The organism is Luteimonas sp. S4-F44 (assembly GCF_022637415.1).
In the GTDB taxonomy this organism is placed as follows: Bacteria; Pseudomonadota; Gammaproteobacteria; order Xanthomonadales; family Xanthomonadaceae; genus Luteimonas.
This window is the reverse complement of the sequence record NZ_CP093340.1, coordinates 2771253-2789891: the sequence shown is the minus strand read 5'-3', so window position 1 is coordinate 2789891 and position 18639 is coordinate 2771253. Positions and strand designations below refer to the sequence as shown.

General features: G+C 69.6%; 17 protein-coding genes and 1 tRNA gene. 17 read left to right on the top strand and 1 reads right to left on the bottom strand.

Translation table 11 applies throughout. The features are described from left to right. The first annotated feature begins 41 nt into the window (after window positions 1-41). The 16 genes from MNO14_RS12705 to MNO14_RS12630 all read left to right on the top strand — a co-directional run bounded on the left by MNO14_RS12705 (window position 42) and on the right by MNO14_RS12630 (window position 13685). Window positions 42-1904, top strand: coding sequence for a potassium transporter Kup (locus MNO14_RS12705; RefSeq protein ID WP_343226422.1), 1863 nt, complete (start codon window positions 42-44; stop codon window positions 1902-1904). Between the two features lie 101 nt (window positions 1905-2005). Beyond that, on the top strand, window positions 2006-3295 hold the full coding sequence (locus MNO14_RS12700; RefSeq protein ID WP_241944084.1) for a diguanylate cyclase: 1290 nt from the start codon (window positions 2006-2008) through the stop codon (window positions 3293-3295). Between the two features lie 173 nt (window positions 3296-3468). Then, a complete protein-coding gene (locus tag MNO14_RS12695) occupies window positions 3469-4452 on the top strand; it encodes an LLM class flavin-dependent oxidoreductase (RefSeq protein WP_241944083.1) in 984 nt (327 codons plus the stop codon). Between the two features lie 138 nt (window positions 4453-4590). Beyond that, window positions 4591-5628 (top strand): Holliday junction branch migration DNA helicase RuvB, encoded by a 1038-nt coding sequence (ruvB, locus tag MNO14_RS12690; protein ID WP_241944082.1) that lies wholly within the window; start codon window positions 4591-4593, stop codon window positions 5626-5628. 43 nt (window positions 5629-5671) lie between these two features. After that, a complete protein-coding gene (gene ybgC, locus MNO14_RS12685) occupies window positions 5672-6121 on the top strand; it encodes a tol-pal system-associated acyl-CoA thioesterase (RefSeq protein ID WP_241944081.1) in 450 nt (149 codons plus the stop codon). A 6-nt stretch (window positions 6122-6127) separates the two neighbouring features. After that, entirely contained in the window at window positions 6128-6925 is a 798-nt protein-coding gene (gene tolQ, locus MNO14_RS12680) for a protein TolQ (protein WP_241944080.1), read from the top strand. A gap of 51 nt (window positions 6926-6976) precedes the next feature. Beyond that, window positions 6977-7414 carry a protein TolR gene (gene tolR / locus MNO14_RS12675; protein WP_241944079.1) on the top strand — a complete coding sequence of 146 codons (438 nt, stop codon included), beginning with the start codon at window positions 6977-6979 and terminating at the stop codon, window positions 7412-7414. Further along, on the top strand, window positions 7415-8419 hold the full coding sequence (gene tolA / locus MNO14_RS12670) for a cell envelope integrity protein TolA (RefSeq protein WP_241944078.1): 1005 nt from the start codon (window positions 7415-7417) through the stop codon (window positions 8417-8419). A 174-nt stretch (window positions 8420-8593) separates the two neighbouring features. Continuing rightward, window positions 8594-8797, top strand: a complete 204-nt coding sequence (locus MNO14_RS12665; RefSeq protein ID WP_241944077.1) for a hypothetical protein — start codon at window positions 8594-8596, stop codon at window positions 8795-8797. A gap of 80 nt (window positions 8798-8877) precedes the next feature. Next, window positions 8878-10200, top strand: a complete 1323-nt coding sequence (gene tolB / locus MNO14_RS12660) for a Tol-Pal system beta propeller repeat protein TolB (RefSeq protein ID WP_241944076.1) — start codon at window positions 8878-8880, stop codon at window positions 10198-10200. Between the two features lie 66 nt (window positions 10201-10266). After that, window positions 10267-10779 carry a peptidoglycan-associated lipoprotein Pal gene (gene pal, locus MNO14_RS12655; protein ID WP_183426648.1) on the top strand — a complete coding sequence of 171 codons (513 nt, stop codon included), beginning with the start codon at window positions 10267-10269 and terminating at the stop codon, window positions 10777-10779. A gap of 8 nt (window positions 10780-10787) precedes the next feature. Beyond that, window positions 10788-11627, top strand: coding sequence for a tol-pal system protein YbgF (ybgF, locus tag MNO14_RS12650; protein WP_241946338.1), 840 nt, complete (start codon window positions 10788-10790; stop codon window positions 11625-11627). Between the two features lie 4 nt (window positions 11628-11631). After that, window positions 11632-12312: a 7-carboxy-7-deazaguanine synthase QueE gene (gene queE / locus MNO14_RS12645; RefSeq protein ID WP_241944075.1), complete on the top strand. Its 681-nt coding sequence runs from the start codon at window positions 11632-11634 to the stop codon at window positions 12310-12312. Window positions 12313-12408: 96 nt separating this feature from the next. Continuing rightward, window positions 12409-13089 carry a 7-cyano-7-deazaguanine synthase QueC gene (gene queC / locus MNO14_RS12640; protein WP_241944074.1) on the top strand — a complete coding sequence of 227 codons (681 nt, stop codon included), beginning with the start codon at window positions 12409-12411 and terminating at the stop codon, window positions 13087-13089. Between the two features lie 195 nt (window positions 13090-13284). Next, a complete protein-coding gene (locus MNO14_RS12635; RefSeq protein ID WP_241944073.1) occupies window positions 13285-13458 on the top strand; it encodes a hypothetical protein in 174 nt (57 codons plus the stop codon). A 151-nt stretch (window positions 13459-13609) separates the two neighbouring features. Continuing rightward, window positions 13610-13685, top strand: a tRNA-Lys gene (locus MNO14_RS12630). Between the two features lie 82 nt (window positions 13686-13767). Here MNO14_RS12630 and MNO14_RS12625 read toward each other — a convergent pair. Next, window positions 13768-13914 (bottom strand): hypothetical protein, encoded by a 147-nt coding sequence (locus MNO14_RS12625; RefSeq protein ID WP_241944072.1) that lies wholly within the window; start codon window positions 13912-13914, stop codon window positions 13768-13770. Window positions 13915-14089: 175 nt separating this feature from the next. Here MNO14_RS12625 and MNO14_RS12620 point away from each other — a divergent pair, with 175 nt between their 5' ends. Further along, entirely contained in the window at window positions 14090-18523 is a 4434-nt protein-coding gene (locus tag MNO14_RS12620; RefSeq protein WP_241944071.1) for a DEAD/DEAH box helicase, read from the top strand. The last annotated feature ends 116 nt before the right edge of the window (window positions 18524-18639 follow it).

Genomic DNA, 18639 nt, shown 5'->3' with positions numbered 1-18639 from the left:
ATCCGCGCAGTCCGCCCGGCCACGGCCAGACCCATGGCCAGATCGGCCTGGCGGGGCTGGTCGCCGGTGCGATCGGCGTCGTGTTCGGCGACATCGGCACCAGCCCGCTGTACACCCTGCGTGAGGCGTTCTCGTCGCATTACGGCTTGGTGGCCGATCACGACACCGTGCTCGGCGTGCTATCGATGATCTTCTGGTCGCTGACGATCGTGGTGACCTACAAGTACGTCACCATCATCCTGCGCGCCGACAACGACGGCGAGGGCGGCATCATGGCGCTGATGGCGCTGGCCCAGCGCTGCCTCGCCAAGGGCGGGAAGTCTGCGTATCTGGTCGGCATCCTCGGCGTCTTCGGCGCCTCGCTGTTCTTCAGCGATGGCGTCATCACACCGGCGATCTCGGTGCTGTCGGCAGTCGAGGGCCTGGAGGTCGTGGCCCCGGGCCTGCACGCGTGGATCATTCCGATCACCGTGCTCGTGCTCGGCATCCTGTTCGCGACCCAGCGCTTTGGCACCACCAAGGTAGGGCGGGTGTTCGGCCCGATCATGGCGCTGTGGTTCGCGTCGCTCGCGATGCTGGGCGTGCTCAACATCCTGCACGCGCCCGAGGTGCTGCACGCGCTCAATCCGTGGTGGGCGGGGCGGTTCTTCGTCGAGCACAGCTGGGGCGGGGTGTTCATCCTCGGCGCGGTGGTGCTGGCGGTGACCGGCGGTGAGGCGATCTACACCGACATGGGCCACTTCGGTGCGCGGCCGATCCGCTACGCCTGGTACTTCTTCGTGTTGCCGGCGCTGATGCTCAATTACCTGGGGCAGGGCGCGCTGGTGCTGGAGGACCCGGCGGCGATCCGCAATCCGTTCTACGTCGGTGTGCCTGAGTGGGCGCGCTGGCCGATGATCGTGATGGCGACCGCGGCGACGGTGATCGCGTCCCAGGCGGTGATCACCGGCGGCTTTTCGGTTGCGCGGCAGGCGATGCAGCTGGGCTATATCCCGCGCATGCATGTGCGCCATACCTCCAGCGACACCATCGGCCAGATCTACATCCCCGGTGTGAACTGGGCGATGGCGGTGGTGGTGATCGCGCTGGTGCTCACGTTCCAGACCTCGTCGGCGCTCGCGGCCGCCTACGGCATCTCGGTCTCGCTGACGATGCTCATCGACACGCTGCTGCTGATCGTGGTGGCGCGCGCGCTGTGGCCGCGCTGGCGGCGCTGGGTGCTGCCCTCGTGTGCGGTGTTCATCCTGGTCGATATCGCCTTCGTGATCGCCAACGGCGCCAAGGTGCTGCAGGGCGCTTGGTTTCCGCTGGTGCTGGGCATCACGCTGTTCACGCTGCTCAGGACCTGGCGGCGCGGCCGCCAGTTGCTGCGCGACGAGATCCAGAAGGAGGGCATCCGCCTGGACACCTTCCTGCCGGGCCTGATGCTCGCCCCGCCGGTCCGGGTGCCAGGCACCGCAGTGTTCCTGACCGCCGATCGTGGCGTCGTGCCGCAGGCGCTGATGCACAACCTCAAGCACAACAAGGTGCTGCACGAGCGCAATGTGTTCCTGACTGTCGAGACCCTCGCCGTGCCCTACGCGTCGCCATCGCGGCGGATGCGGATCGAGCATGTCGGTGACGATTTCCATCGCGTCACACTGCGCTTCGGCTTCATGGAAACGCCGGACGTGCCGATGGCGCTGATGCGGTGCGGAGATATCGAGGGCGGCATCGTGATCGACCCGATGGACACCACCTACTTCACCAGCCGCGAGACCGTGGTCGCCACGCCGCGGCGGGGCATGCCGGTGTGGCGCGACAAGCTGTTCGCGCTGATGCATCGCAACGCGGCACCGGCTACCGGCTTCTTCCGCATCCCCGGCAACCGCCTGGTCGAGCTCGGATCGCAGGTGCAGATCTAACCGGGATCCCGCGCCCGCCGGGCGGGTGCGACGTTGTGTCGCGTTCAGGCGGCGCACCGGAGGTCGATAAGTTGGGCGAGTACCGCCGGACGCCGAACCGCATGCACGCGCTCCTGCCCAGGATCCCGACCTCGCCCCTGCCGCAGCGCGTGCTGCTGGTGGAGAACTCGCGTGCCTACACCCAGGCCGTCGCCGGCACCATCGAGAGCCGGCTCGAACTGCCGGTGACCGTCGCCGGCTCGCTGGCTGAGGCCAAGCGGGCGCTCGACGCGCACGACGACTGGTTTCTGGTGTTGACCGGGCTGGTGCTGGCCGACGGCGATCGCGACTCGGTGGTCGATTTCTTCCTGGCCCGGGGCCTGGCGACGGTCGTCGTGAGCGGCGTCTACGACCGGGAGCTGCGCGACCGGCTGTTGCGCCGGCAGGTGATCGACTTCGTGCTCAAGAGCACGCCGGGCAGCCTGGACTACATCGTCTGGCTGGTGCAACGGCTCGAGCGCAATCGGCGGATCTCGGCGCTGGTGGTCGACGATTCGGCCTCCGCGCGCGAGCGCACCGCCTGGTTGCTGGAAATGTTCGGTTACCGGGTGGTGCAGGCCGCCGAGGGCGATGCCGCCCTGCGCGCACTCGAAGCCGACCCGACGATCCGCCTGGCCTTGATCGACGAGGAAATGCCGGGCATGCAGGGCGTGGAAGTCACGCGGCGCCTGCGCGCGCTGCGCGCCCGCGACCGGGTCGCGGTGATCGGCGTATCGGGCTGCGAGGATGCCGACCTGGTCGCGCGTTTCCTCAAGAACGGCGCCAACGATTTCCTGCGCAAGCCTTACTCGCGCGAGGAGTTCTTCTGCCGCGTCTCGCAGAACGTCGACCAGCTCGAACTCATCGGCAGCCTGCAGGACCTGGCGACGCGCGATTTCCTCACCGGCCTGCCCAACCGGCGCTGTTTTCTCGAGCGCGCCGAACAACAACTGCCTGACCTGCAGGACGGCGGCAGTTCGGTGGCGATGGCGATCCTCGATGTCGACCACTTCAAGCACATCAACGACAGCTGGGGGCACGAGACCGGCGACCATGCGCTGCGTGCGCTGGCGACCACGCTGTCGGCGCATGCCCGCACGCAGGACCTGATCGCGCGCTTCGGCGGCGAGGAGTTCTGCCTGCTGGTGCCCGGGCTCGATGCCGACGCGCTGGCCGCGTACTTCGAGCGCCTGCGCGGCAGCGTCGAGGACCTGCGGGTGCCGGTGCGCGGCGGCGATCTGCGGATGACCGTCAGCATCGGCGTGTGCGCCGCGTCGACCGACGACGACCTGCACCGGCTGCTGGCCGAGGCCGACCGCCGCCTCTATCTGGCCAAGGCTGGCGGCCGCAATCGCGTGGTGATGGTTGGCTGACCGCAGTTTGCGGCCGAATCCGGGCGCGCACCGCCGTCGGTGGACGTCCGCACGCGGGCCGGGGCTGGCGCCGCGCGTCGTAACGGTAACCGCACGGCAGCGTTCCACCGGCCCGGATGGAGTTCTCCGACGGCGGCCCCATCTCGCTGGACATGCCCCCTCCAGGCCCACTGATGATTCCGTACTCCGTTCTCGACCTCGCGCCCGTCACCGAAGGTTCGACGCCTGCCGACTCGTTCGCCCGCTCGCTCGACCTCGCCCGCCACGCCGAGGCGCTGGGCTACCGCCGCTACTGGCTGGCCGAGCATCACAATATGCCGGGCATCGCCAGCGCCGCGACCGCGGTGCTGATCGGCCATATCGCCGGCGGCACCACGACGATCCGGGTCGGCGCCGGCGGTGTGATGCTGCCCAACCATGCGCCGCTGCAGGTCGCCGAGCAGTTCGGCACACTGGCTTCGCTCTACCCCGGACGCATCGACCTCGGCCTGGGCCGCGCGCCGGGCACCGACCAGGCGACCACCCAGGCGCTGCGGCGCTATTACGCGGGCGCCGACGCGTTTCCGTCAGACGTCATGGAGTTGCTGCGCTACTTCGAGCCCGCCAAGCCTGGTCAGCCGGTCCAGGCCGTGCCCGGCGCCGGCCTGGATGTGCCGGTTTGGATCCTCGGCTCGAGCCTGTTCGGTGCGCAGCTGGCCGCCTCCCTCGGCCTGCCGTATGCGTTCGCCTCGCACTTCGCACCGGCCGCGATGACCGAGGCGCTGGCGCTCTACCACCGGGACTTCCGCCCGTCGAAGCGGCTGCAGCAGCCGCATGCGATGCTCGCGCTCAACGTTGTCGCCGCCGACACGCGCGCCGAGGCCCAGCGGCTGTTCACCACCCAGCAGCAGAGTTTCGTGCGCCTGCGTCGCGGCATGCCGGGCCTGATTCCTCCGCCGATCGATGATATCGAGGGGTTCTGGAACCCGGCGGAGAAGGCCATGGTCGCCCAGGCCCTGGCCTGTTCGGTGGTCGGCGATCCGGCCGACGTGCGCGACGGCATCGCCGAGTTCGTCGCCCGGCACCGTCCCGACGAGTTGATGCTCACCGCCAACATCTTCGACCACAACGCCCGCCGCCACAGCTTCGCCCTGGCCGCCGAGGCCATGCGCCGCTAACCCCAAAACCGGGGCCAGAGCGTTTTTTTCCAGGAAATGGACGCTGCCCCGGTTGAAAACCCCCGGCGAGCCGGCGTGCGAGGCAATGCACTCTGACCCGGGTTCTGGTTCGGGGGGATGGCGTGCGATCATGCCGGGATGACTCAGGATCGCATCATCGCCGCCGACGCCACCCGTGAGGATGATGCCGTCGAGGCGAGCATCCGGCCGCAGCGGTTGGACGACTATCTCGGCCAGCAGCCGGTCCGCGAGCAGTTGGCGATCTACATCGAGGCGGCCCGGCAGCGCCGCGAGGCGCTGGACCATGTGCTGGTGTTCGGACCGCCCGGGCTGGGCAAGACCACGCTCAGCCATGTGATCGCCAATGAACTGGGCGTGGCGCTGCGCGTGACCTCGGGCCCGGTGATCGAGAAGGCCGGCGACCTGGCCGCGTTACTGACCAACCTGCAGCCGCACGATGTGCTCTTCATCGACGAGATCCACCGCCTGTCGCCGGTCGTGGAGGAAGTCCTGTATCCGGCGATGGAGGACTTCCAGCTCGACATCATGATCGGCGAGGGGCCGGCTGCGCGCTCGATCAAGATCGACCTGCCGCCGTTCACGCTGATCGGCGCGACCACCCGCGCCGGGCTGCTGACCGCCCCGCTGCGCGATCGCTTCGGCATCGTCCAGCGCCTCGAGTTCTACAGCACCGAGGAGCTGACCCGCATCGTCCGGCGTTCGGCGCAGATCCTGGGCATGGCCTGCGAGCCGGAAGGCGCGGCCGAGATCGCGCGGCGCGCGCGCGGCACTCCGCGCATCGCCAACCGCCTGCTGCGGCGGGTGCGCGACTACGCCCAGGTCCGCGCCGGCGGTCGCATCGATCACGCCGTCGCGCATGCCGCGATGCAGATGCTCAAAGTCGATCCGGAGGGCTTCGACGAGCTCGACCGGCGCCTGCTGCAGCTGATCATCGAGAACTTCGACGGCGGTCCGGTCGGCGTCGAGTCGATGGCCGCCGCGCTCAGCGAGGAACGCGGCACCCTCGAGGACGTGATCGAACCCTACCTGATCCAGCAGGGCTTTCTGGTGCGCACCGCGCGTGGTCGCATGGCGACCCGCAAGGCGTACCTGCATCTGGGGCTCAAGCCCAGGGAACCCGCATTAGGCAATGGGGAATCCGGAGCCTTGTTCTGAGTGCCCGCGCCCCATCCCACGCCACCAACCGTCAGCCGACCCGATGACTTCCCCCTCTCCAATGCCCGATTCCGGTTCGCCTGCATTCAGTTGGCCGACACGCGTCTACTGGGAAGATACCGACGCTGGCGGTGTCGTCTATCACGCGCAGTACGTCGCCTTCATGGAACGCGCACGCAGCGAGTGGTTACGTGCCCACGGTCATGGCCAGACCTCGCTGCAGGAGGCGCACGGCACGTTGTTCGCGGTGCGCGCGATGCGGATCGATTTCCGCAGTCCCGCGCGTCTGGACGATGCGCTGGAGGTCGAGGTGGTGCTGCGTGAGTGCCGACGCGCGAGCGCGGTGTTCGTCCAGCGGATCCGCCGGAACGGCGTGCTGCTGGTCGACGCCGAGGTGCGCGTGGCCGCGCTGGGAACGGCCGACTTCCGCCCGCGCGCGCTGCCCGATGCGCTGTACACCCAACTCAAGTCACTCGAAACGTCAGCGGAGTAATCCTGGATGAGCCCTATGCCCGTGCTGTTGCAGTCCGCCACCCAGGTGCAGGCCCTGCCCGAGGAGGCTGCCGCCGGCGCCACCGATCTGGTGAACACCGGTGCGGCTGCCGCCGCGACCGCGCCGCTGCCCAATGACCTGAGCATCCTCGACCTGATCCTGCATGCCTCGATCCCGGTCCAGCTGGTGATGCTGCTGCTGTTGCTGGCGTCGATCTCCTCGTGGGTCATCATCTTCCGCAAAAAGCGCATGCTCGACCGCGCCGAGAAGGAGGCCGACCGTTTCGAGGAGCGCTTCTGGTCGGGCGCCGAGATCGGCAAGCTCTACAGTTCGGCGACCGAACGCAGCCGTGAGATTGAAGGCCTGGAGGCAATCTTCGAGGCCGGCTATCGCGAGTATTCGCGCCAGCGCCAGCGCCGTGGCATCGACAGCCGCACACAACTCGAGGGTGCGCAGCGCGGCATGCGCGTGGCCGGTGCCCGCGAGCTCGACGGCCTGGAGCGCAACCTGGAGTTTCTCGCCAACGTCGGCTCGATCGCGCCGTACGTCGGTCTGCTGGGCACGGTGTGGGGCATCATGATCTCGTTCCACGGCCTGGCCAGCGTCAAGGAGGCGACCATCGCCACCGTCGCGCCCGGCATCTCCGAGGCGCTGATCGCGACCGCGATGGGCCTGTTCGCAGCGATCCCGGCGGTGTGGGCCTACAACCGCTTTGCGACCAAGGTCGAGCGCATCGCCACGCGCTACGAGGCCTTCTCCGACGAGTTCTCCTCGATCCTCGAACGTCAGACCGGCGCCGACTGATCCCAGCCGCGCCGGGCGGTCGCTGGACCGTCCACGAACCCGGACCTCGCCATGTCGTCGATCTCCCTTCGCCGTGCCAAGCGGCGCAAGCTCAAGAATGAAATCAACGTCGTGCCCTACATCGACGTGATGCTGGTGCTGCTGATCATCTTCATGGTCACCACGCCGCTGATGAACCTGGGCACCGACATCAACCTGCCCGATTCGCGCGCCAAATCGCTCGGTACGCCGAAAGACCCGGTGGTCGTGAGCGTCTACCCCGACGGCCAGCTAGCGCTGATGGTCGAGCAGCAGAACACCTCGGTCACGCGCGAGGATCTGGTCGCGCGGTTGCGCGGCATCCACACGCAGAATCCGGAGGCCACGATCCTGGTCAACGGCGACGGCGCCGCCAGCTACCAGCGGATCATGAACGCCATCGACCTCATCAACGAGGCCGGGATCTCCAAGGTCAGCCTGATCAGCCGCCCGCAGGAGGGCGCGAACTGAATGCGTGAATCGCGCACCGACGACGCGATCGCAGTCGGACTGGCGATCCTGGTCCACGTGCTGCTGTTCGGGCTGATCCTGCTCGGCGCGCTGTGGAGCGCGTCGTCGCGCCCGACCTCGGCCGCCGGCTCGCCGGTCTCGGCTGACGTCATCGACCCCAACGCGCTGAGCGCGGCCGACCGGCGCGCGCTCGCCAGCCGCCCCGAGCCGGTCGCCGAGCCCGTACCCGAACCCGCGCCGGAACCGGTGCCAGCCCCCACGCCCGAGCCGGTGGTCGAGCCGCTGCCCGAGCCGGAGCCCGAACCGGTCGCCGCACCGCCGCAGCCGCTGCCCGAACCGCGTCCCGAGGATGCGGTCGAGCGTCGCCAGCCGGCGCCGCAGGAGGTTGTGCCCAAGCCCGACACCGTGTCCCAGGACGCCGTGCGTCGAGAGGCGCAGGCTGCCGAGGCGCGTGAACGAGAGCAAGAAGAGAAGCGCCGGCAGGCGCAGATCGAGCTGGCCGAGCAGCAGAAGCAGCAGGAAGCCGAAGAGAAGCGCCGGCTCGCCCGCCAGGAGCTGGAGAAGCTGCGCGCAGAGCGCGAGAAAGCCCAGCGCGAGGCGAGCCTGGCCGAACAGCGGCTCAAGCAGATCGCCGACCGCGAGGCGCGTCAGGCGGCCGAGCGTGCGGCCGCGTCCGCGGCGTCGTCGGCGGCGAGCCCGCCGCCCGGCCGTCCCGACGGCGACAGCGGCCTGGCCGCCAAGTACGCGGCAGCCATCCAGGAGGCCGTGCGCCGCAACTGGCGCCGCCCCGACAATATCCAGTTGGGCCAGCGCTGTCGCCTGTACATCACTCAGTTGCCGGGCGGCGAGGTGATCAGCGTCGAATTCGATCCGTCGTGCCCGTACGACGCCCAGGGCCGGCGATCGGTCGAGGCCGCGGTGCGCGCCGCCGAGCCGCTGCCGTACGCCGGCTTCGAATCGGTCTTCAACCGCCGGCTCAACTTCAACTTCACCGCGCAGGACTGACGATGCCAGGTGCGGCCTCCACGGCTAAGGCGGCATTCGCAGGAGGCGTGCTGGCAGTGTGCGGCTTGGCGACACCGGGGACCAGCCGGGCCGGCGACGGGCTCGAGGCCCGCTATCGGATGGCGCTGCATCAGGCCGTGCAGAGCCAGTGGTGCAAGCCCGACATCGCCGGCGATGTGCGCTGCCAGGGGTCTGGTCCATCAGTTGCCCGGCGGTGAGGTGGTGTCGGTCGAGCCCGCGCTCGAGTGCGGTTTCGATGCGGGCGCCCGGCAATCCTTGCTCGAGGCGGTGTACTGGGCCTCCCCATTGCCGTACCCGGGCTTCGAGCGGGTGTTCGAGCGTGAGCTCATCATCACCTTCACCGCCGGCGCGCCATGATTGCGCCCGGATTCATCTTGTTGCGCCGTGCAGCGGCCAAGCTGCGCGGGTCTCTTCTCATTCCCATGTCCGGTAGGCCGATGAAACCCATCCTGATCCGTTGTCTGATCGTCCTGTTCGCGCTCGCCCTGCCGATGATGGCAAGCGCGCAGCAGCAGGGCCTGGAGATCGACATCACCGGCGGCAGCGCGCAGGCGATGCCGATCGCGGTCGTCCCGATGCCCTACCAGGGCAGCGGCACCGCCCCCGACACCGACGTGGCCGCGGTGATCCGCGCCGACCTCGACCGCTCCGGGCAGTTCCGCACGCTGCCCGACCGCGACATCGTCGAGCGTCCGACCCGCGGCAGCGAGGTCCAGTACCCGACCTGGCGAGCGCTGCGTCAGGACTTCCTGGTCGTGGGCCGGGTCGTCGACGCCGGCGGCGGTGGCTACCGGGTCGAGTACGAGCTGTTCGACGTCGCCAAGCAGGAGCGCATGCTCGGCCTGGCGATGACCGCACGCGCCAACGCGATGCGCGATGTCGCCCATCAGATGGCCGACGCGATCTACGAAAAAATCACCGGCGTGCGCGGCGCGTTCTGGACCCGGATCGCCTACGTGACCCAGACCGGGCTGGGGCAGGATGCCCGCTATGCGCTGGTTGTCGCCGATTCCGATGGCCACAACCCGCAGACCGTGGTGCGCTCCAACGAGCCGCTGCTCTCGCCGGCCTGGAGCCCGGACGGCCGCCGCATCGCCTACGTGAGCTTCGAGCGCGGCAATTCGGCGATCTACATCCAGGACATCTCCACCGGTGGCCGCGAACTGGTGTCCAGCTTCCGCGGCATCAACGGCGCGCCGGCGTTCTCGCCCGACGGCCGGCGTCTGGCGCTGTCGCTCTCGCGCAGCGGCAACCCCGAGATCTACGTCATGGACCTGGGCAGCAAGGCGCTGACTCAGGTGACCGACCACTTCGCGATCGACACCTCGCCGGTCTGGTCGCCCGATGGCGCCAGCCTGTACTTCATCTCCGACCGGGGCGGCCGGCCGCAGGTTTATCAGGCGCCGGCGAGCGGCGGCAACGCCACCCGGGTGACCTTCGAGGGCAGCTACAACGCCGACCCGTCGGTCTCCTTCGATGGCAAGAAAATCGTCGTGGCGCAAGGATCGGGCAACGTGTACCGTATTGCACTGCTGGATCGCAGCCTGGGGTCGCCCCGCTGGTCCACGCTGTCGCCCGGGTCGCTCGACGAATCGCCGAGTTTCGCTCCGAACGCCAGCATGGTCCTGTACGCGGCGCGCGAGGGGCGTAGGGGTGTGCTGTATGCGGTCTCTTCGGACGGCCGGGTACGCCAGCGCCTCGTCCTCGCCGATGGTGATGTGCGCGAACCGGCATGGGGTCCGTTTCGGGAACAGCGCTGACGCTGCCTGCACGTCCTTCATAACAATACTCACTGCCCTGATTCGACATAACCAAGGATCGACGAGATGAAGACGACCACCCGTGTGATGCTGGCAGCGCTGCTTTGCACCGCCGCCGTCGCGTGTTCCAAAAAGGTGAAGGAAGAAGCGCCGGTCGACACCGGTCCGTCCACCGGCACGGTCGCGCCGACCCCGTCGACCGCGGGTGCCTACACGCCGGCCGATCTGGACAGCGATGCCTGCCTGCGCCAGCGCGTGGTCTACTTCGATCTGGATCAGGACTCGCTGCGTCCGGAGTTCCAGGCCATCGTCAGCTGCCACGCCAAGTACCTGCGCGACCGCAGCTCGGCGCGCATCTCGCTCGAAGGCCACGCCGATGAGCGCGGTAGCCGCGAGTACAACCAGGGCCTGGGCGAGCGCCGCGGCAATGGCGTGTCCTCGGCGCTGCAGGCCAACGGTGGTTCGGCCGCCCAGTTGGCCGTCGTGAGCTACGGCGAAGAGCGTCCGGTGTGCACCGAGTCGAACGAAGATTGCTGGGCCCGCAATCGTCGCGTCGAGATCATCTACACCGCCCGCTGATGCCTTCGATGCGTCAATGGCTGGTGCTCCCAGTTGCGTTCGCGGCGACCCTCGTGGTCGCCGCGCCCGCGTCCGCGCAGCGCGCGAGCCTGGCCGACCGCGTCGCCGCGCTCGAGGCCCGCTCGGGAGATACCAGCGCGAACATGGACCTGCTCAACCAGGTCAATCAGCTGCGGCAGGAACTCGTCGCCCTGCGTTCGCAGGTCGAGGAGCTGCAGCAGCAGAACGAACAGCTCAAGAACAGCAACCGCAGCCAGTACCTGGATATCGACGGCCGGCTCAACCGGCTCGAAGGCACGGGTGGCGAAGCGGGTGGCGCCGGCGGTGCCGGCGGCATGGAACTGCCCGAACTTGGACGCGGGGCCGTCGGGTCCGCACCGGCCCCGGCGACGGGGACGGGGGCGCAAGGTGCGCTCACGCCGCCGCCTGCCGCCGCACCGGCCACGGCCCAGGCGCCGGCCGACGAGCGCGGCGCCTACGAGCAGGCGTTCGCCGCGCTGCGCAACGGCGACTACGCCGAATCGGCCACGTTGTTCCAGGGCTTCCTGGCCCAGCACCCGCAGGGCACCTACGCGCCCAACGCGCTGTACTGGCTGGGCGAGAGCTATTACGTCACCCAGAACTACGCCTTGGCCGAAGAACAGTTCCGCGCGCTGCTGCAGCGCTATCCGACCAGCGACAAGGCGCCAGGCGCCCTGCTTAAGGTCGGCCTGTCGCAGTACGGGCTGAAGAATCTGGACGCGGCCGAGGCCACGCTGGCCGAGGTCGGCACACAGTATCCGGGCACCGATGCGGCCCGCACGGCAGCCGACCGGTTGCGCGCGATCCAGCTCTCGCGCCTGCGCTGATCCGATGACCGCCGTCGCGCCCGATGCGGTCGCCGCATCCGCGGCCGACCGGCTCAAGCTCACCGAGATCTTCCTGTCGTTGCAGGGCGAGGCCCGCGACGCGGGCTGGCCCACGGTGTTCGTCCGTCTGACCGGCTGCCCGCTGCGTTGCGGCTATTGCGACACCGCGTATGCCTTCCACGGCGGCGAATGGTGGACGATCGACGCGATCCTCGACGAAGTCGCCCGGCAGGGCGTACGCCACGTCTGCGTGACTGGCGGCGAACCACTGGCGCAGAAACGCTGTATCGGACTGCTCCAGCGCCTGTGCGATGCCGGTTACCAGGTCTCGCTCGAGACCTCGGGCGCGCTCGATGTGTCCGAAGTCGACCCGCGCGTGAGCCGCGTCGTCGACATCAAGACGCCGGGCTCGGGCGAGGCCCACCGCAACCTGTGGGACAACCTCGCGCTGCTGACCGCGCACGACCAGATCAAGTGCGTGATCTGCTCGCGCGCTGACTACGAATGGGCCCGCGATCTCGTCCTGGAACGGGGCCTGCATCAGCGCTGCGATGTGCTGTTCTCGCCAAGCAAGGGCGAAATCTCCGCCCGCGATCTCGCCGACTGGATCGTGGCCGACCGCCTGCCGGTCAAGTTCCAGATGCAGTTGCACAAGCTGCTGTGGAACGACGAGCCGGGGCGGTAGCCGACGCCCTTCATCGTGATGGGGCATTGGCGATCCGCAGCCGCGGTACGCCCGATGCGCTAGCCTTCGATTCATATGAAACACGAAACAAACGCCATGAAGAACGCCGTCGTCCTGTTGTCCGGAGGCATGGATTCCGCCGCCGTCGTCGCCATCGCCCGAGAGCAGGGCTTCGCGGTCCATGCGCTGAGCGTGCGCTACGGGCAGCGGCATACCTCCGAGCTCGACGCCGCTGTGCGCGTCGCCACGGCCCTGGGCGCGGTCGCGCACAAGACCGTCGACGTCGATCTGCGCGCGTTCGGCGGCTCGGCGCTGACCGACGATATCGAGGTTCCCGAGGCCGGCAGTGCCGGCATTCCGATCACCTACGTGCCGGCCCGCAATACGATCATGCTGTCGCTGGCCCTGGGCTGGGCGGAGGTGATCGGCGCGGCCGACCTGTTCTGCGGTGTCAATGCGGTCGACTACTCGGGCTATCCGGACTGCCGACCGGAGTTCGTCGCCGCATTTGAGCGACTGGCGAACCTGGCGACCAAGGCCGGCGTCGAAGGCGCCGGCATCCGCGTCCACGCGCCGCTGCAGCACATGAGCAAGGCCGACATCGTCCGCGAGGGCCTGCGCCTGGGCGTGGATTTCGGGCTGACCGTGTCGTGTTACCGCGCCGACGCGCAGGGCCGTGCCTGCGGCCATTGCGATGCCTGCCGCCTGCGCGCCGATGGCTTCGCCGCTGCGGGTGCGCCCGATCCGACGCACTACGTGCCGACCGTCGCCGGCTGAGCCGGCGCGCTCGCGGCCGCCGACTGGATTGTCGGCGGCGTCCCTCCCACCCGCTGAGTGCATGCGGGCATCGCCGATGCGTGCGCGATGTAGATGAGGCACACCGCCGCTAGCGCGTTCTGGGACGCGCACCGCGACGTGCCTGTCACAGCGCGTGCGTACCGTGGGCATGGATTCCACACGCGGACACCTCCGATGCCCCTGACCGACGACCAGTTGCGGATCCTGCGCGATATCGACGCCACCACGCCGATCACCGAGGCCGAGACCGACTGGGCCGTGCGTGCCGGCTATGCGGTGCTGGCCGAGGATGGCGACATCGACCTGACCGAACAGGGGCGTGAGCTCGTCGGCGGCCCGCACGCCTAGAGCACGCTTGGTGGCGCACCGCTGCAGACGGCGGCTCCTGTCCGGTACAATGCGCCGCCGGCATCTGTGCCGGTGCCGCCACAGGGCGGCAGGCATCCTCCGCCCCCTGGTGGCCAGGAGGTGCTGACCGGGTGGTACGCCGCCCGTCGATGGGTCGTTAGCTCAGTCGGTAGAGCATCGGACTTTTAATCCGCTGGTCGATGGTTCGAATCCATCACGACCCACCATCCTCAAGACCATCCATCACGCGTGCAGTGACGCACGTGCGCGTGCGCGTGTCGCCCAGACGAGGTGCAGCGCGCCGCGGCCTCAGCGCAGCAGCGCCGAGACCATCAGCCCAGCGAGCACGCACAGCAGCACGGCCCAAGCCAGCACCTTTGCGGTGCCGTCGAGCATGGTCTTGCCGAAGGCGAGCTCACGCAGGGCGAAAAGGACATCTGAGCGTTGCTTGGACATGCCCCGGGCCATGATGGAAGGCGAGCGGAAAGGGTAACGCGGTGGGCCGGGGCCTGGTGCAGGCTGTGGTCTGAACGCGGGTCGAAGCATCGTTGAAGCTGGCCTGCGGCAGTCGCATATCGTGGGCTCCCGCCGTCCTCGCCCCCGTCCGGTCGTCCGCGCGACGATGCGTTCCATGCCCCTCGACACCCTCCATCCCGCCGTCGCGCAGTGGTTCGGCGACACGTTTGCGGCGCCGACACCGGCGCAGGTCGCGGCGTGGCCGGCGATCGCGGCCGGGCGCGACGTGCTGGTGTCGGCGCCGACGGGTTCGGGCAAGACGCTGACCGCATTCCTGGTCGCGATCGACGGGCTCGTCCGCGAGGGGCTCGAGGCCGGCGGCGAGGTGGCGGACACGACGCGGGTGGTCTATGTGTCGCCGCTCAAGGCGCTGTCGAACGATGTGCGCATCAACCTCGAAGCGCCGCTGGCCGGCATCGGTGCGGCGCTGGCGGCGATGGGATTGCCGGAGGTGGCGATCCGCACCGCGGTGCGGACCGGCGACACGCCGCAGGCTGAGCGTGCGCGGATGCGCCGACGGCCGCCGCACATATTGGTGACCACGCCCGAGTCGCTGTACGTGTTGCTCGGCTCGGCCTCCGGGCGGGCGATGCTCGGGGATGTGCGCAGCGTCATCGTCGACGAGATCCATGCGGTCGCCGGCGACAAGCGCGGCAGCCATCTGACATTGACGCTGGAACGCCTGCAGGCGCTGTGCGGCCGGCGATTGCAGCGGGTCGGATTGTCGGCGACGCAGAAGCCGATCGGCACGGTGGCCCGGTTCCTGGTCGGCGAGCGCGGTGGGGACATTGCAGCGGCCGCGCATGCCCAGCCCGACTCGGTCTCGCATGCGGGGGCGGGCGAGGTCACGGCCCGCACAGCGGAGCGGGACAACAGCGGTTGCACCATCGTCGAGGTCGGGCTGGACCGTTCGCGCGACCTGGCGCTCGAACTGCCGCCCACGCCGCTGTCGGCGGTGCTGTCCAACGACCAGGCGATGCAGCTCTACCGGCGCATCGCGGACCTGGCGCAGGCGCACCGAACCACGCTGGTATTCGTCAACACGCGTCGCATGGCCGAGCGGGCGGCCCGTCACCTCGGCGAACTGCTGGGCCGCGAGCGCGTTGCCGCGCACCACGGCAGTCTGGCGCGCGAGGCCCGGCTCGACGCCGAGCAGCGGCTCAAGCGCGGCGAGCTGACGGTGCTGGTCGCGACTGCGTCGCTGGAGTTGGGCATCGATATCGGCGATGTCGACCTGGTGTGCCAGATCGGTTCGCCGCGTTCGATCGCCGCGTTCCTGCAGCGGGCGGGTCGCTCGCGTCATCAGGTCGGCGGCGTGCCGAAGGCACGGCTGCTGGCGACCACGCGCGACGAGTTGGTCGAGTGCGCGGCGTTGCTCGACTGCGTGCGCCGCGGCGAACTCGACACAGTGCGCATCCCGCCAGCGCCGCTCGACGTGCTGGCGCAGCAGATCGTCGCCGAGACCGCGATGCAGGATTGGGACGAGGACGCGCTGTTTGCGCTGGTGCGGCGGGCGTGGCCGTATCGCGACCTGGCGCGCGCGGACTTCGACGCGGTCGTGCGCATGCTGGCCGAGGGCTTCGTCGGGCGCCACGGGCCGCGCGCAGGCCACGTGCATCGCGACGCGGTGCATCGCCGACTGCGTGGGCGCAAGGGCGCGCGCATGGTCGCGACGATGTCCGGCGGCACGATTCCCGACACCGGCGACTACACGGTCCTGCTTGAGCCCCAGTCGCAGTCGATCGGCACCGTCAACGAGGACTTCGCAGTCGAAAGCCTGACCGGCGACGTGTTCCAGCTGGGCAATGCCAGCTACCGGATTCTGCGGGTGGAGGCGGGGCGGCTACGCGTGGAAGATGCGCAGGGCCTGCCACCGAACATCCCGTTCTGGATCGGCGAGGCGCCTGGGCGCACGGACGCGTTGTCGGCGGGCGTGGCGCGGCTGCGTGCGCAGGTCGAGGCCTTGCTCGATGCACCGGGCGAGGCGACGGGGCATCCGCGTGCCCACGCCTGGCTGCAGGACGAGGTGGGGTTATCGGCCGAGGCGGCCACGCAACTGGTCGATTACCTGGCGCGTGCGCGCGATGCGCTCGGGGCGCTGCCGACGCAGTCGCGCCTGGTGCTCGAGCGCTTCTTCGACGCCACCGGCGGCACCCAGTTGGTGCTGCATACGCCGTTTGGCAGCCGCATCAATCGCGCCTGGGGCCTGGCGCTGCGCAAGCGCTTCTGCCGAAAGTTCAACTTTGAATTGCAGGCAGCGGCGACCGAGGATGCGATCGTGCTGTCGCTCTCGACCAGCCACAGCTTCCCGCTGGCCGAGGTCATGGACTATCTGCGCGCGGCGAGTGCGCGCGAGGTGCTGGTGCAGGCGCTGCTGGACGCGCCGTTGTTCGGCGTGCGCTGGCGCTGGAATGCGACCACCGCGCTCGCGCTGCCGCGCTTTGCCGGCGGCCGCAAGGTCGCGCCGCAGCTGCAGCGGATGAAGAGCGAGGACCTGCTAGCGGCGGTGTTCCCCGACCAGGTCGCGTGCCTGGAGAACATCGTCGGCGAGCGCGAGATTCCCGATCACCCACTGGTCGCGCAGACGCTGTACGACTGCTTGGAAGTCGCGATGGACGCGTCGGGCTGGCTGGCCGTGCTGCGCGACATCGAGGCGGGCCGGATCGAAGTACGCGCCTGCGAGCTGACCGCGCCGTCGCCGCTGGCCGCCGAGGCGATCAATGCGCGCCCATACGCTTTTCTCGATGATGCCCCTCTCGAGGAACGCCGAACCCAGGCGGTACAGCAGCGCCGCTGGGACGATCCGGCGACGGCGGACGACCTGGGGCGGCTCGATCCTGCGGCGATCGCGCGGGTGCGCGACGAGGCGTGGCCGGACGCGGCGACGCCGGACGAGATGCACGATGCCTTGATGATGCTGGGCGCCATCGCCGAGGAAGAGGCGGCGGCCGTCGCGCATTGGCCTGCACTGCTGGCGGCGCTGGCCGACGATGTGCGTGCGACGCGTGTGCCCGTGGGCGGCGAGGCCGCGGTCTGGGTTGCGGTCGAGCGGCTGCCGCTGCTGCGCGTGGTGCATCCCGATGCGGCGATCCGGCCCGATGTCGCGGTGCCGGCCGAGTATGCGATGGCGTGGACGCGTGAGGCCGCGCTGCTGGAGCTGGTCCGTGCGCGCCTGGGCGGACTCGGGCCGGTGACGGCCGAGGCGTTGGCCGCGCCGCTCGGCTTGAGCGCCTCCGCGCTGCTGCCGGCACTGCACGCGCTTGAGCATGAGGGCACCGCGATGCGGGGTTGGTTCTGCGGCGACGCTGCGGGGCCAGTCGAGTGGTGTGAGCGTGGACTCTTGGCCCGCATCCATCGCGAGACGCTGGGGCGCCTGCGCCGCGAGATCGAGCCGGTGCCGGTGGCCGACTACGTCCGCTTTCTGTGCGATTGGCAACGTGTGTCGCGAAGCAGTCGCGTGCGCGGTGCAGAGGCCTTGCCCGGCGTGCTGGCGCAGTTCGAAGGCTACGAAGCGCCTGCAGCGGCATGGGAGTCGGATCTATTGCCGGCGCGGGTGCCGGACTTCTCGCCCGGCTGGCTCGATGCGCTGTGCACCGCCGGGCGCCTGGTATGGCTGCGCCTGCGGCCGCGTGCCGGCGAAGGGAGCAGTGGCCACCTGCGCCAGACCCCGATCGCGCTGCTGCCGAGGCCGGATGCGCCGCGCTGGATGCGGCTGGCGCCGGCGCCGGCAGACGTGGAGGTGCTGTCTTCGCGCGCGCGTCGGGTCGACGAGGCGCTGGCACGAGACGGCGCCTCGTTCTTCGACGACCTGCAGGCGCACACGCGCCTGCTGCAGACCGAACTGGAGGACGGGCTGTCGGAACTGGTCGCCGCCGGACGCGCGCACTGCGACAGTTTCGCGGGCCTGCGCGCATTGCTGGTGCCGCCTTCGCGTCGGCCGGCGACCGGTGGGCGCCGGCGCGGGAGGCCGCTGGTCGGCATCACCGATGCCGGGCGCTGGAGCCAGCCAAGGCGCGGTGCTGACGGTGCCGATGCCGAGGACTTGGAGCACGTCGCGCGCGTGCTGTTGCGGCGTTATGGCGTGGTCTGCTGGCGGATCCTCGATCGCGAACCCGACTGGCTGCCGCCGTGGCGCGAGCTGGTGCGGGTCTATCGCCGCCTCGAGGCCCGCGGCGAGATCCGCGGCGGCCGCTTCGTGGCCGGGCTGTCTGGCGAGCAGTACGCGCTGCCCGAGGCCGTGGGCTTGCTGCGTGCGGTCCGTGCGCGCCCTGCGGACGGCGAACTGATGTGTGTGAGCGTGTCCGATCCGCTGAATCTCGCCGGGACGTTGCTGCCCGGCGAGCGCGTGCCCCGGCAGCCGGGTGCGCGGCTGGTCCTGCGCGATGGGCGTGTGGTCGCCAGCCGGGTGGGTGATCGCTGCAGTGTCGACGATGCGCTCTCGGCCGATGAGGCTGCCGCGGCACGAGCGCTGCTCCAGCATCCCGGCGCACTGCCGCGTCCCGCACACGGCCGGCATGGCGCGGCTGCGCCTGACGGTCACGCCGGGTGACGGTAACCGGGATCAGCGCTCACCGGGGTTTTGCTATCGTTGTCGCATGACCCGCGGGGAGAGGCGCCCGCTTCGGAATGGGATACATGGCGTGAACGGGGCGGCGGTTGAGCGTG